This window comes from Clostridium beijerinckii HUN142 (assembly GCF_000621745.1).
GTDB classification, from domain to species: domain Bacteria; phylum Bacillota; class Clostridia; order Clostridiales; family Clostridiaceae; genus Clostridium; species Clostridium beijerinckii_A.
The window spans coordinates 632,729-648,419 of sequence record NZ_KK211335.1 but is presented as its reverse complement, the minus strand read 5'-3'; the positions used below and the strand labels follow the sequence as shown (position 1 = coordinate 648,419).

The window sequence follows — 15,691 nt, the reverse complement described above, 5'->3', positions numbered from 1 at the left end:
AATACTTTCCAAGGCAAATTCTAAGAATATATTTTTCAAATTTCAATTCATAGTATTTTAATATGATTACTTTTTTTAAATTATAACCTTCGTATATTAAAATTTTGATTAAATATACAAAATATATTTATGAGTCTTAAGATAATTAAGCACTACAATTAAATCTTCTTAAGTTATACCAATATTAAACAGTTAATATTGTGAGAGCTTTTTAACTTTTAAACAAAAAATCAATCACCACAAAATTGTAGTGATTGATTTTTACTTTTTATTTATAAATATTAATCCAAGAATGCATAATATTATTCCTATTAATTTATTTATATTAAAGCCTTCCTTATAAAAAATTATACCTACTGGAATGAGTATAAGTGCAAGAAGAATATTAGATACTAAAGATCCTATACTTATATCCCAGCCTGATCTATATACCATTATATATCCAAACTCAAGACCAACAATAGCAAACCCAAGTAATATACTAGCCCAATTTAGATCATCAAAAGATTCAAAAAATCCTTTATCTGATTTATAAAATCTAAATGCTATAGCAGCTACAATTACTCCAGTTAAATAAGTAATGAACAAAGAAGAGAAAGGGTTAGCCTTCTCCGGAACTGATTTTGCACAAATATGATAAATCATATTTGATGCAACAACAATTATAATAGAAAATGCATACATAAACATAAAATATCCTCCATTAATTTTACTGCAATTCTTCTATACTCATAGATATATATCAGAAAATTCCACCCTAGTCGCTTCTAAAATATGATTATAAAAAAACTCTCTGGACGATCTATAGTCATATGCTTCGGCAACCTTTTCATTTGGCAGCATTACTATGAAAGTGCTTCCTTTATCCACTTTACTACGGACAAAAATTTCCCCACCTAACTCCTCAACAAATTTCTTTACTAATGATAATCCTAATCCTGTCCCCTCTACTTGGCGAGATAAAGAACTATCTACTTGACCAAACTGCTCAAAAATTGTATCTATTTTATCACTTGAAATTCCTATACCTTCATCGCTTACTTCTATAGATATTTTTTCTTTTAAAGCGTTAAACCTTACAATTATTTTCTTATTATCAGAAGTAAATTTAATAGCATTAGAGAGAAGATTCAAAAGTATCCTTTCAAATTTTTCATTATCAATAGCTACCACGAATTCTTTATATGATGTTTCTAGTACCAATTCAATTTCTTTTTGCAGAGCGTATGACTTTACAGATTTAACAATCGCCTCTATAAAAAAAACAATATCTATATTTTTCTTATTGATTGTTATGCTCTTCAAATTTGAACTAGTTATATCAAGAATATTATTAACCAACCTTAACTGTCTAAATGTATTAAGTTTTATCATTCCCAAGTATTTTTTAGTATTATTCGATAACTCATTAATACAAATATACTCCATAGCTTGTACGGCTGAATTAATGACATTTAATGGAGTTCTAAATTCATGCGATATTATAGAAAGAAATTCATCCTTCATAGCTATTGTTTTTTCTAATGCTTCATTTCTTTCAAGTTCCGCCTGCAAAACCGAATCTTGTTGAGCTTTTATAACTTTTTCGTGTTTAACTTTTTCCGTTACATCTTTCATACACATCATTCCAAATAGGAAATTACCGTCATCATCATATACAGGATTACCACTTATGCACATATATATATTTTGACTATATTTCTTTATAATTATTCTATATTCAGTAATTATTTCTCCCCTTAAAATTCTATTTGATGGGAGACTATATTCATTCAATTCTTTCATATCAACATCAAAATATTTTATTTCACGATTAGCTTTATTTCTTCCTTCAATTATTTTTATAACATTAAAATGTTTCTCTGCTGATTTATTAAGCATAACCAACTTACCACATTTTTCTATAACCACTACTCCATCAGACATATTATCAATAATTGCTTTTAATTGCTCTCTATTATTTCTAATTTTTTTCTCATTACTTACAAGTTTTGTAATATCATCAAAAGCGGTAACAGACATTAGAACAGTATTTTCTTTATCATAAATAGGTGATGAACTCATAGCTAAAATATTTTCTTTACCGTTAGCTAAAACTGTAATACGTTGATTTTTAATTCTCTCACCCTTTAAAGCGCGAAATGATGGCATATCTTCAATATCAATTTCTTTACCTACTTCATTAAAATATTTAGCTTCGCTATATTTTCCACTTAAAGTCTTTACATCATTAGATTGTTCCATCAACTTTCTCGATATTTCATTTTGCTGAAGTATATCTCCTTCTTTTGATTTAACGAATACTCCATTTGGAATACTTTCAAATATAGCCTCCATTTCTTTATTTTGAAAGTTAATAGCATCCATTTGTTCTTTAATTTTTTCTCTGTTAAGTACCTTCTCAGTAACCTCAGTTGTATTGCTTACCACATATTTTATACTTTCACCTTCTGCAACTGGAATAATTATGGAATCCCAATATGTAATTCCTCTTTCATATCCAATATGTTCATATTCTTTTACTTGAACTGCTTTTCCTGTAAGTACAGCTTCCCTCCAAAATTTTTCTACTTTACTTCCACTCCATCCTAATATAATCTTCTCTATACTTTTTCCTATACTGTAATATGATTGATTAAATGGAGGTTCCAAAAAATCTAAATACTCCTGATTCGCTTTCATAAGTATCATATCAGGAACACTATAAACCGCTACTCCCACAAAGTTTGACTTACATAATTCTGATAAATATGTATGTTTAACTTCAAGTCTTGAATTTTGTTTTTCTCTAATAATAAATAACTGAGTATCTTTTTCCTTAACTATTTTCATTGAAATTGATCTAAATTCAAGAGATTTAGTAAATAAAAAATAGTCGACCTTTTCAGCGATGCTTTTTATATCAACGCTTGGGCCGACTCGTAGAATTTCAAATATTTCTTTGATACTTTTTCCAAGCAAGTCAGCAGCTGTATATTCCGTCATTTCTACAAACTGTTGACTCACCTCAAAAACTTTATGATTTTTTAATAATATATAAGAAACCTCTTCTATGCGCTCAAGGTATCTTCTATCTTCCATAATAGTCTCCTCCTAAGTTTTTCATTATCATTAGCATATGCAACAAAATAAGTAATATTTTACCACAGTATCTTGATTATTTCTACTCCTAGATTCATTTAATTCAAATTATTTTGAATTTTTATACTTTATTCTTTAATTCCATTTCATTCTAGGAATAGTTTTACATTCTCAGTAAAATAAATCCTCCTAATTCATTTATATTTTTCAAACTCTTATTATAGGAAGTTTATAAAGGATATAATCTATGGATTATTAATATAAATCATAAAAATATTTTGCTTAAGTCACATAATAAATGTAATTACATGCGCGCTTATATTTTCACCTATTAACGCAATCCCAATAATTAGTAATTAATTACGTTTTAATTTTTTCACTTGAGATAATTGATGCTGTAAAAGCACCTATTGCAACTACGCAAATCATATCTATCTATTCACTACCATTCTGCTATAGCAAGTGATATTTAATGCAGTTGCTTTATTCCAATATTGTCTCTATTATAACTGTTTACTCTAAAAAGTACCCATACGTATTTTTTAAACTTTGCCCTTCTACCTGTGTATATTATTTAAACGTCCTCTCCATTAGATGAAATTACTTTCTTATACCAATCAAATGATTTCTTTTTGGATCTTTCTAATGTTCCATTTCCTTCATTATCTTTATCCACATATATAAATCCATAACGCTTTTTCATTTCTCCTGTAGTAAATGAAATACAATCAATACATCCCCACGGAGTATATCCGAGTAAATCAACACCATCTAACTCAATGGATTTTTTCATTTCTTTTATGTGTGCTCTTAAATAATCTATTCTATAATTATCATCACATGAACCATCTGCATCCTTAACATCAATAGCACCAAATCCATTTTCTACTATAAATAAAGGAAGTTCATATCTTTCATATAATAAATTTAAAGAATATCTTAAACCAACAGGATCAATTTGCCATCCCCAATCTGAAGCTTTTACATATGTGTTCCTAACACTCGCACTTGACCCTCCGGTTACTGAATCCTTATTAACTTCACTTATCCCTGATTTAACCACATCAGACATATAATAACTAAACCCTAAATAATCTACAGTTCCTTCAGCTAAAATTTTAGCATCTTCTAGCTCCATCTTGATATCATATCCTTTTCTGCTCCATTCTTTTAGTGCATATGAAGGATAATGACCTCTACAGTGTACATCAGCAAAAAAGTAACGATCATGCATCGATTCAACTTGAAGCATCATATCATCTGGATTACAAGAGAAAGGATATATAGGAACAAACGAACACATACATCCAATTTGAAAGTCCGGATTTATTTCATGCCCCTTTTTAACTACTAATGCACTCGCAACTAATTCATGATGCACAGCTTGATACATTACCTCTTCTCTATTTTCACCTTCTTTAAACTGTATTCCTGAACAAGTCCATGCGAATATAGAATTCACAGTATTTTTCTGATTATTAATTTCATTAAAAGTCATCCAATACTTAACTTTGTTCTTATAGCGCTCCATTACAGTAGTTGCATAGCGTACAAAAAATTCAACAACTTTGCGATTACTCCATCCTCCATATTTCCTAGCCAAATGATAAGGCATTTCAAAGTGGCTTAACGTAATAACAGGCTGAATTCCATATTTTAATAATTCATCAAATACACTGTCATAAAATTCCAATCCCTCTTCATTAGGCTCAAATTCATCACCTTCAGGAAAAATTCTCGTCCACGCAATACTCGTTCTAAAGCATTTGAAACCCATTTCCGCGAAGAGTGCAATATCTTCTTTATAATGTCCATAAAAATCAATAGCTTCATGGTTAGGATAATTTTCTCCTTTAATTACTCCATCTGTTATCCTTCTTGGTACTCCATGGGCTCCTGCAGTCATAACATCTGCAACACTTTGACCTTTTCCGCCTTCATTCCAACCACCTTCAACTTGGTGAGCTGCAACAGCACCGCCCCACAAAAAATCTTTACTAAAAGCCATAAAATTTCCTCCTGACATTTACAATATAAAAATATTTTTTAATATATACATTGTAATTGAGTTTTTATATTCCAATCCTATTTTGATGCTTATTTTATCAGAATTCTAAATACAAATTCACTATCACAACATATATATTAATGTTTATATATTAAATAAAACTAACAATTATAAAAATTTAGTGATACTCCTTAATTATATAATACATATTTAAATCTCTCGGAGCACCTCAAATAAATTTGCCTACACAAGCGGAAAAATCTATTCAAGTATTATGCTAAAATTCCTTCGATAGTACATACAAAGATCATACTTTTCCATTATGCTTATTATAGAATTATAATTTCATTCTATAATAAGCATAACCTAAAATTATATACATATGTACTAATTCCACTCCAAAAAATAGATTAGCAATTTCTCTATGCTTATCTGTAATATAATTCAGTATAGTCTATAATAATCATTATAGAGATCCAACTTAAAGTTTTAACTTATTAAATGAACATATTTACAAATTTGCTAAAGCTTTAAGTTCATATCTTTATTAGGAATTGTAGCATAAGTCTAATTTACATGTTGTTTATCTATAAAATACTTATCTAATGATAAGGCCATCATGATTACCCATTCTAAAAAAAGTAGAACTATAACGATATTGCCACGATTTGAAAATATAAGACGAAAAGTATACCCTAAACGGCACAGTCTTTTAGACATTACCTTTTAGAGTATACTCTCCTCAGTTCAATTCTATTGATTATATATAATTAAATTAAGCTTATGATTAAACCAAATATCAAAAACTAGAAATAAAGGACTTTCATAAAAATAATTGTCCTTTATTTCGATAAGCCACATGTAATTATTATAGCTTACTAGTTTGAGAATTCTTGTGTTCCCATGTATTTACCATTTCCATAAAGAACTCCTACACCAACTTTAGTATATGAAGAATTCATCATGTTTGCTCTATGACCTGGTGAGTTCCACCATTGGGTAAATAATTCAACAGCATCATATGTGTTGTATGCTATATTTTCACCTGCTGTAGTGTATCTATAACCTACTGCTTGCAACCAATTTGTCCACTTTGTTCCATCTGGATTTGTATGGTCGAAGAAATTATTTTGGATCATATCATTACTCTTATATCTAGCTACTTGTAATAAAGTATTATCTAATGTTAACGGTTTTAAACCAGCTTCTGTTCTCTTTGCATTCATTAATTCAAGAATCTTTTGTTCAGCAGCAGCTTGTACAGTTACAGAATAATTAGCAGGTAACTTAGGCAACCCCTGAACATCTAGCGAGCTTGTACTTGTAGAAGTATTAGCTGTACTTCCTGAATTTGTTGTATTTCCAGTTGTTGTAGTACCAGTACTATTTGTGTTTCCTGTTGTAGGTTTTGTTGTTACAGTACCAGTTGTACTTCCTGTTGCGGGTTTAGTTGTTGTTACAGTTCCAGTTGTACCTCCTGTTGTAGGGCAAGTTGTACTTGTCGTATTTGAAGGTTTTACTGTAGATGTTTTATTATTATCTTGTACTACGTTATTTCCAGAATCGAATACCTTATCACTTGATGGAGCTTTAATCCCTATAACTTGTCCACCTTGAGAAGTTGTATATATTCTATTGTTTACTAAAACCTTTCCAATCTCCATTATACCATTCTGATTTAGGCAATAAGTCTTACCATTAACTTTAATAACACCAGTTTGCATTACTCCACCATTATCAAAGTATGACCATTGACCATTGTTATTAACCCAACCAGTTTGTAATCCTCCATTAGAGAATACATTGTAATAATTGTTAAACATTGAATTAGTAGTCGCTGCAGATACTCCTAATGGTGCAATACTAGTCATTGTTGTAGCAGCAATAACAGCCGTCACTATCTTTCTTAAAAAAGCTTTCTTCATTAGTTTTTCTCCTTTGTTTTTTTATTTGTCTTCTGAATTTTTAAAGTAAACATTTTCTTTATTAATTGCTTTACTTGTTTACTCTTTCAACGAAGTCCATGCCTTAATACTATCATCTTTTCGACATTATTCAACACGTTTTTCCTTAGGGATTCTCTTTGAAAAGAAAATAGCTGTAACTTTCTCTGTTTTGCTTATTTTTACTCTATCGTCCGCCCTTATATGCGCTAAACCCTGACTCTGCAAAGGACTCCCCCCTATATATTTTTTTAAAATATCATAGTATTATTAAAAATGTCACCAATCAAAAACCTTGTTTTTTACATTTTATTCATAATTGTTATAATAATTTTAACATTATTTATCTATATTTAAATTTTATAGTTTTACAAAAAAATATAGGTGGATAATCCACCTATAAAATATTAATATAAGAAAGTTAAGTATTAGTTAATGGGGTATCTACACAATATACATTTTTTTCTCTAAATATATTCCATATCATTAAAAATAAATAAGATTTATTTTTAAATAATTTTTATTATTTTATCTACAGTTTCCAATACAGAAATGTTGCTTGTATCAATCTTTTTAGTTGACATTTCTTTATATAAATCAAGACGTTCAACACTTCTTCTTACGCACTCTTCATCCCTTAACTTTAGCTTTACATCTCCTAAAATTCTCTTCTTTAGAGCATCTTCATCACAAATTAAAGTTATCTTGATAATCTCAAAATTCAAATCATTTAGCGGTTCTAATATATCGTCAAAAATATCTTCCATATGTATAACCCAATTAAAAATAATATATTCTAATGATGAATTAGTAAGAAAGCTTCTCAGTAAATAATTTATATTATTTATAACCATTTTATTATTTTCATCATTAACCACGAATGGATTTATCATCCAGCACCAATCCCCATCAAGCCATACTGAATTTTTCAACTTTTTATTTAACTCTCTACAGGTTGCACTTTTTCCAACCCCCATAGTTCCATTTATTATTATCATTTTTTTCTTCATAGCTCTCTCCTTTTTATAATGTCCAATTCACACGAACTAATATGATACATCTTTAGAATAGCTTCTTTTATAGTCCCATATTTATAATAACACTATCCACTTAATTGTTAAGGATACCCTTTTTATCATATATATTCAATAATAATAATTAGTGCATTGGATATAAAAAATTTTTGCTCCTTATAATAAAACTCAAAAAATATAGTTTCTAATGCAACATTTAATGTTTTTCATATAATATTCCAGCATTGCCACATAATATTCTAAACTATATGATATAATAATTAATCAAAGTTATTTATTTTACGAAACAAAATATAATTATATCGAAGAACTAAAACAATTATGTTTTTTAAAAGGAGCTTAAAAATGAAATACGAAAAAATATTCCTATCAATCACTTTTTTATTAACTTACTTTATAAGTATAATACTTTTACCGAAAGGTTTTATTGGAGCCTTAACTATTATAATGGTTATTCCAGCTTTCGCTGCTATAATTTCGATATTGATGGAATCAAGGTCATTAAAAGTATTACTAAATCCCTTTACTTACAAAATCACATTGAAGGGCTTAATTTTCGCTATTGCATTTCCATTAATTGTGATCTTTCTATGCGGGTCATCTGCATATTTAACTAAACAAGGTGTATTATCAGAAAATATATCGTACATATTTCTCGACGCTATAAAGATTACTTTGATCTCTTTAACACTTTTTATAGCTGGATTATTTGAGGAGTATGGCTGGAGAGGTTACCTTCTACCTAGACTCCTAAATAAATACAGTATTAAAAGAACCAATTTCATAATGGGTATTATTTGGTCATTATACTATATTCCCGCAGCATTTATTCTAAATATGCATTTTGGTTTACATAAAGCAGTTACATATATGCTTTTGCAATGTGCAGCTATTTTTGCATTAAACTACTCCTTTACTTACCTTTATACAATATCACAAAATGTACTTCTTCCAAGTATAATGCATATATTGTGGAATAACATTAACATAGCCGCTCTTGGCTACTCTTATAATAATGTTTCCTACGGATTTATTATTGGTAATGTAAAGATTATTAATGGAGAGGGTTTATTAGGGCTAATTTTTTTAGGTATATTTGCTATTTATGCTCATAGAAAATTTTCCAACCGAATGACTTTAAACATATAACCAACCAAAATCAGTTTAAACATAGTATATTACTTTAAAAACAATATAACTCCATACTATATGTCACAGACTATAATATGGAGTTTCATTCTTCAAAACTTCATTCTAATCTTTCCATCATTTTTGAATAATTCCATATTTTCTCCATCTCTTTTCTTGGCAAAACCATCCTTCTCATCTGCTTTTATTCAATTTATTTTTTGTTTATACTCGTACAATTTAGGTTTTTAAATTCTATTAGCTAATTCGCATCTTAAATGGAAACCTCTTATCGGAATATCTATATCATTATAAATTTATGTTTTACAGATATATCTTCTAATCCTCCAAAACAGAATCCTTCTCAATACAAAAAACTATATATTAAAATTCTAAGAACCCCACTAACATATCTAGTTTTTAAATCTAATTTTAAAAAAAAAAATTAAAGACAGCTCGAATTATGCTCGATCTATCTTTAACTTTGTTTTTCAGATTATTATGTTTGAGTTGTCTTGCTTATGTCTACATTATCATATTGCAACAAAACAATCCATATTATCTTATATATTTGTAAAATTTCACAAAATTGAAAGAGCTTCAACACTAGTAATTAAATCTTCTTTTATTTCTTTTTCTTTACCTAATATTTAATTTTTCCTTCTTCATCTATTCCCTCAAGTAAAATTCTTACATATGCAAGTGCAGGCAAATCATCTTCATCGATTATATTATTTTCAAAATTATTATTAAATTCTTATTTTCATAAGCAATCATAAAAAGGCTAAATATCCATTTTATATAGATACTCAACCTTTTAAGCTTATTGGAATACAGTAATGTAAACTTCACTATTTTACACTGAACTAGCTCCGAAGTTATACCTTACTAACTAAGTGCCTTCAAAACTAAAGTTGCATTGTGTCCTCCAAAACCAAAAGAATTACTCAAAGCATAAGTAAATTCTAGGTTCTTTCCTTCATTAGGTACATAGTTTAAATCACAATCTGGATCTTGATTTTTGTAGTTTATTGTTGGAGGTACGAATCTTTCTTTTAGTGCACACGCTGTTATAATCGCCTCTATAGCACCTGACGCCCCCAAAAGATGACCAGTCATTGATTTTGTTGAGCTTATGACAAGTTCATACGCATGTTTTCCAAAAACAGATTTTACAGCCATAGTTTCATTTTTATCATTTGCTTTTGTTGATGTTCCATGAGCGTTTATATATCCTACATCAGAAGGTATAATCTTTGCATCTTCAAGTGCAATTTTCATACATCTTGCAGCTCCCTCACCTTCTTCAGCCGGAGCAGTTATATGGAACGCATCATTAGTACATCCATATCCAACTATCTCGGCAATTATATTAGCCCCTCTATTTAAAGCATGTTCATATTCTTCAAGTATCAGCACTCCTGAACCTTCTCCAAGTACAAATCCATTTCTTTCTGAATCAAATGGCCTTGATGCAGTAGCTGGATCAGGATTTGTTGTCATAGCTTTAATTGCACAAAAACCAGATAAGGTTAGCTTCGTTACACAAGCCTCTGCCCCACCAGCAATCATTATATCCGCATCATTTCTTTGAATTACTTTGAATGCATTCCCCACTGCATTTGTTGAAGTTGCACAAGCTGTAACAGTACATTCATTATAACCTTTAGCTCCAAATTTTATAGCAACAAGCCCTGATGCCATATTGGCTATCATCATTGGTACTAAAAACGGACTTACTCTTCGAGGACCTCTTTCTTTCAATTCATCATACTGACTTTCTAGAGTCCCAATTCCTCCTATGCCGCTACCAATTATTACTCCCATACGTTCTTTATTTATTTTTTCCAAATTAAGCGCTGAATCTTCAACAGCCATTTGAGCTGATGCTAGAGCAAATTGTGCAAATCTATCCATTCTTTTAACTTCTTTTTTATCAACAAAGCTACTTGGATCAAAATCTTTTACTTGAGATGCAACTTTAGTAGGCAGATCAGAAACATCTATTCCCTCAATCATACTAATTCCAGACTTTCCAGCCTTTATTGACTTCCAAAGCTTATCTGCTCCAATTCCAAGTGATGTAACTGCTCCAATCCCTGTAATAACTACTCTTCTACTCATACTAAACCTCCTACTTTTTGTAACCAATACAGCATAATTCTTTCTAATTTACAAAGTATTTACTTTATAACTTTTAATCGATATAATAAATCTAAACAATTTAATATCGTCTTTCAATATGATTTTATATGTAAATTGTTAATCAAAATGAACAGATATTGCTTTTTTAATGTCCGATATATTTCCAAAATGAATAAATTAATATATTTAATTTTGCTCAGTATCAAATATATTATATAAAATTATTACCTTATTATTTTTCATTTATCTCAATAACTATTTTTAGAAAAGGTGTTTAAAATATGAAAGACTTAAAAGAAACTATTATTGAAACTGTAGATTATATTGAAAATAACCTCTATAACAAAATTTCTTTGGATGACATCTCACTCCATACAGGAATATCAAAATATTATCTACACAGAATCTTTAAATCTTTAACCGGTGAATCTATTATGGAATATGTTCAAGGTCGAAAATTAACATCTAGCCTTAACGAATTAATTAATACAACCATGCGAATTATAGATATTGCTCTTGAGTATGGATTTGATTATGAACAATCTTATATTAGAGCATTTAAAAAATGTTTCGGACATACACCTCTTAAAATAAGATCCGATAAGATTTCTTTGAGTTTAATACTTAAAGAAAAAATTAATTGTAATGATATCTTATCCATAGGTAATTCTATTACATATAATCCTCAATTTGTCTTTAAACAAAAATTCAATTTGATTGGAATAAAGCATAAGATATTAAGTAAATCTGGGGATAAAAGTGCAAATTCATATGGCCGGGACTTCTTCTATAATCATAAACATAAAATTAGCAATTTGATAAATCCACATGAATACTTTGGCTTTACAGATTGGGGTAGTGATGACTTCATATATTACATTCCAAGTGTCCAAGTTTCTGATATAAGTACTATACCTGAAGGAATGATTAGTATTTCTATACCAGCTCATAAATATGTAGTTTTCCGTTTTGTTGGTTTCTTTCGTCCAGATGATCTTAACGGAAGACATTTAGGCCGTTTATTAGTTCAGTTATATAGAAAATGGATTTTTAAATCTGGTTATAAATTTGCCGCCACCTTCAGGTTCGAATATATAGACAATTCAAGATCCAAAGACAATTACTGTGAACTCTACGTATATCAGCCAATAGAAGATCTAAAAAAAGAAAACTAGACTCATATTTATTAATTCAAATTGATAAATATGAGTCTAGTTTTCTTAGATTCTGAATATCATATATTAACATCTAATTAATTAACTTTTATAATTATAATCTAAAAATTATAAAGGAGAAATTTCATGGTATTATTTTTGTTATTAGTATGTGGATTTTGTTGGTCGATTGTTTATATAAAATTAATTCATTTAGGTTTTAGGGATAAAACTTGCGGAATTCCATTTATTGCTTTAACTCTTAATTTTGCCTGGGAAAGTATTAATTCTTATTTCAATTTAAAAGTCAATATATTAAATATTACAACTTACATCTCTTTAATTTGGCTATGCTTAGATATTTTAGTTGTTTTAACTTACCTATTATATGGGAAACGATATTTTCCAAAACATACAAATAAGGAATACTTCTGGCCATGGACTTTGATTGTATTCATAATGTCTTTTGTTATCCAATATTTCTTTATCATGGAATTTGGTGATTCAACTAAATTTTACTCCGCTTTTATTCAAAATCTCATAATGTCTATCTTATTCATAATAATGCTTGTCAGTAGATCCGATATGAAGGGACAAAGTCTAACTATAGCCATTACTAAATGCATTGGTACCTTAGCAGGCACAATCTCATTTAGTATTATTTTGCATAGTGGATTGATCATCGCTTTAGGACTTTTCTGTTTTATATTTGATACTGTATATATATACTTTTTAAGTCATTTAAAAAGTTTGCATTCTAATTTTCTTAAAGTATCTGCAAAAAATAATTCCTAAATCATAACTCAATAAAAGATAAAGGCACCATTAGTGGTGTCTTTATCTTTCATTAAATATATCTTAAAGTAATAACGCCACATTTTAAATTTTAGTATCCTAATTGTTCAATTAAAACCAAAATACGGAATCTCAATTACAATACGCGTAATTTTATTAACAATTTATTGTTGTAATATAAAACGATTCAAATACATTAGGTTTATCCGACTTATTTCTTGAAACTCTTTCACAAAATAAATTCTAATTTACTACCAAATTTTCATTCTATCTTCTGGTTTAACATACATCTTATCAGTCTCTTTAATTCCATATGTTTTATAGAATTCATCAAATTGTGCTAATACTATATTGTCTCTCACTTTATTTGGCGAATGAACATCATATTCAAGTTTATAATCTTCATATTCTTTTGTGCCAATTTCACGCCACATGGTAGCATTGCTTTCAAAGAAGGCCTTATAATCTGGATTAGGCATTTTCTTTAAAATATCTAAAGCACAAGCCGCTCCACCTATATCAGCTATATTTTCTCCCACAGTAAGATCTCCATTTACATTTTTGCCGTCATCTACTTTGACAGTATTATAAAATTGTCTAACTTTATTAGTCTTTTCTTCAAACTTTTTATAATCATCTGTGCTCCACCAATTATTTAAATTTCCATCTGCATCAAATTTAGCTCCAGTATTATCAAATGCATGACTTATTTCATGACCTATAATTGCACCTATTGCACCTAAGTTTTTTTCCTTACTAGAATTTACATCATAAAACGCACCTTGTAATATTCCTGCTGGAACTGTTATGGTATTGGCTGACGGATTATAAAAGGCATTAATTGTTTGTGGTGTACACGCAAATCTTGATTTATCAACAGGTTGATTTAGCTTGCTTATAGACTTTTCATAAGCGAACTTACCTAAGTTCTGAATATTTTCCCAAAGAGATCCTCCGTTTTCATATGATCTTATTTCCAACTTTGAATAATCTCCCCATTTATCTGGATATCCAATTTGTACATTGAGTTTGTCCAATTTTTCAATGGCTCTTTCCTTAGTAGCACCACTCATCCAATCAAGATTATTTATTCTCTTTTTATAAGTTTCTATTATTTCATTAGTCATATCTTTAACATTTTCTTTAACCTTATCTGAGAAATACTTTTTAATGTAAACTTTACCAAAAGGTTCACCTAATGCTGAATTAACCATATTAATAGCTTTTTCATCTCCAGAAATATCTCCTTGTGATCCTAAAAGTGCGTTTCTAAAGTCAGTTTCAGCTTTTTCAAAATCTTCTCCCAAATACCGTGACGCGCTAGTTATATTGATAATTTCAATATAATCTTTTATCATTTGCAAGTTTTCTTGTTTGTATACATCATTTAAGGCCTGAAACCATTTCGGTTGTGTCAAAATTATTTTATTTGCATTATCTACTTTAAAATTTTTCATAATGGTTTTTATTCTTAGGTTTGGTGCCAAAGAATCAAGCTGATCTAGAGTATATACATTATATTCTTCATCTATAGAATTATTATTTTTTGATGTTTCTTCTTTCCCCTTTATTGATGATGCTATTGTACTTTCAAATTTAAATAAGTTGTCCACTTTACTTTTAGCTTGTTCTTTTGTATACCCGCTTAATGTTAAAACTGTATTATAATAATTTTCTGCCAAGCTTTTAATTCTTGCACTATTTTCCGTTGGCTTTACATACTCATCTGAATTTCCTAAACTAAGAGGTGTTGGTTCTATATAAAGAGCATTTTTTGTTGCATCTTTTAAATCTACAGAACAAGAAAATTCTATTAAAGGACTTTCAACTTTTGATTCAGGCGTCAATGCCGAAAGATCATCTATTGTTCTAATATTTCTCAATTCTTCCAACATTTCTTTTATCGGTTCAATTCCTTGCTTATTCCTTGCATCAATATTTAAAGTATTTTTGTATAAATTAATTATCTTCTTTTCATCACTATTCTCTGTGTAATTTTTTTCATTAGCTAACAAATCATCTATTATTTGCTTTTTTTGTTCTGTTAACACTTTATTAGTTTCCATAAATGTTGAATTAGATGTTTTACCAATATCAATTTTAGCTGTGTTTAACCATTCTCTATTTACCGCTGAATAAAAATCATCTTGCATTCTCAATGAACTTGGCACGATTGCGCTATTTATATCAGCTGATTCTGCTGCTTTTGCATAAGTTCCTTGGCACATTAAAAATGAACATATCAGCGTAGCTGCTATAATTCCTCTTGCTTTTAATTTCCTCATTTAAAATTCATCCCCTCTTCCTTCTATACTTTTTGGTAATTCATAACAATTATACATCCTATTTATTTTTTTACAATTCTAAAAAACTTAATTTAATCTTAAATAAATTTTATAACCT

The 15,691-nt window shown here is 28.9% G+C and carries 9 protein-coding genes; 2 read left to right on the top strand and 7 right to left on the bottom strand.

Annotated elements, in window-relative coordinates:
- Positions 1–261: 261 nt before the first annotated feature.
- The 5 genes from T483_RS0121060 to T483_RS0121035 form a co-directional block, all read right to left on the bottom strand.
- A complete protein-coding gene (locus T483_RS0121060; RefSeq protein WP_026888609.1) occupies positions 262–690 on the bottom strand; it encodes an EamA family transporter in 429 nt (142 codons plus the stop codon).
- A 39-nt stretch (positions 691–729) separates the two neighbouring features.
- Positions 730–3,081 (bottom strand): PAS domain-containing sensor histidine kinase, encoded by a 2,352-nt coding sequence (locus tag T483_RS0121055; RefSeq protein WP_026888608.1) that lies wholly within the window; start codon positions 3,079–3,081, stop codon positions 730–732.
- 574 nt (positions 3,082–3,655) lie between these two features.
- On the bottom strand, positions 3,656–5,089 hold the full coding sequence (locus tag T483_RS0121050; RefSeq protein ID WP_026888607.1) for a 6-phospho-beta-glucosidase: 1,434 nt from the start codon (positions 5,087–5,089) through the stop codon (positions 3,656–3,658).
- 878 nt (positions 5,090–5,967) lie between these two features.
- Entirely contained in the window at positions 5,968–7,014 is a 1,047-nt protein-coding gene (locus tag T483_RS0121045) for a CAP domain-containing protein (RefSeq protein WP_026888606.1), read from the bottom strand.
- Between the two features lie 527 nt (positions 7,015–7,541).
- On the bottom strand, positions 7,542–8,042 hold the full coding sequence (locus tag T483_RS0121035; protein WP_026888605.1) for an AAA family ATPase: 501 nt from the start codon (positions 8,040–8,042) through the stop codon (positions 7,542–7,544).
- Positions 8,043–8,411: 369 nt separating this feature from the next.
- Here T483_RS0121035 and T483_RS0121030 point away from each other — a divergent pair, with 369 nt between their 5' ends.
- A complete protein-coding gene (locus T483_RS0121030) occupies positions 8,412–9,215 on the top strand; it encodes a CPBP family intramembrane glutamic endopeptidase (protein ID WP_026888604.1) in 804 nt (267 codons plus the stop codon).
- A gap of 867 nt (positions 9,216–10,082) precedes the next feature.
- Here T483_RS0121030 and fabF read toward each other — a convergent pair.
- Complete coding sequence (fabF, locus tag T483_RS0121025; RefSeq protein WP_026888603.1) at positions 10,083–11,318, bottom strand: beta-ketoacyl-ACP synthase II; 1,236 nt, start codon at positions 11,316–11,318, stop codon at positions 10,083–10,085.
- 302 nt (positions 11,319–11,620) lie between these two features.
- Here fabF and T483_RS0121020 point away from each other — a divergent pair, with 302 nt between their 5' ends.
- The gene (locus T483_RS0121020) at positions 11,621–12,514 is read left to right on the top strand and encodes an AraC family transcriptional regulator (protein WP_026888602.1); all 894 of its coding nucleotides are present in this window, start codon (positions 11,621–11,623) and stop codon (positions 12,512–12,514) included.
- Positions 12,515–13,539: 1,025 nt separating this feature from the next.
- Here the strand turns inward: T483_RS0121020 and T483_RS0121010 are convergent.
- Positions 13,540–15,573, bottom strand: a complete 2,034-nt coding sequence (locus T483_RS0121010) for a M13 family metallopeptidase (RefSeq protein WP_026888600.1) — start codon at positions 15,571–15,573, stop codon at positions 13,540–13,542.
- Positions 15,574–15,691 lie beyond the last annotated feature (118 nt).

Bases quoted from the DNA above. Each gene is read 5' to 3' on its own strand.
- T483_RS0121035 (WP_026888605.1), bottom strand. From the start codon at position 8,042: ATGAAGAAAAAAATGATAATAATAAATGGAACTATGGGGGTTGGAAAA.
- T483_RS0121020 (WP_026888602.1), top strand. From the start codon at position 11,621: ATGAAAGACTTAAAAGAAACTATTATTGAAACTGTAGATTATATTGAA.
- fabF (WP_026888603.1), bottom strand. From the start codon at position 11,318: ATGAGTAGAAGAGTAGTTATTACAGGGATTGGAGCAGTTACATCACTT.
- T483_RS0121050 (WP_026888607.1), bottom strand. From the start codon at position 5,089: ATGGCTTTTAGTAAAGATTTTTTGTGGGGCGGTGCTGTTGCAGCTCAC.
- T483_RS0121045 (WP_026888606.1), bottom strand. From the start codon at position 7,014: ATGAAGAAAGCTTTTTTAAGAAAGATAGTGACGGCTGTTATTGCTGCT.
- T483_RS0121060 (WP_026888609.1), bottom strand. From the start codon at position 690: ATGTTTATGTATGCATTTTCTATTATAATTGTTGTTGCATCAAATATG.
- T483_RS0121010 (WP_026888600.1), bottom strand. From the start codon at position 15,573: ATGAGGAAATTAAAAGCAAGAGGAATTATAGCAGCTACGCTGATATGT.
- T483_RS0121030 (WP_026888604.1), top strand. From the start codon at position 8,412: ATGAAATACGAAAAAATATTCCTATCAATCACTTTTTTATTAACTTAC.
- T483_RS0121055 (WP_026888608.1), bottom strand. From the start codon at position 3,081: ATGGAAGATAGAAGATACCTTGAGCGCATAGAAGAGGTTTCTTATATA.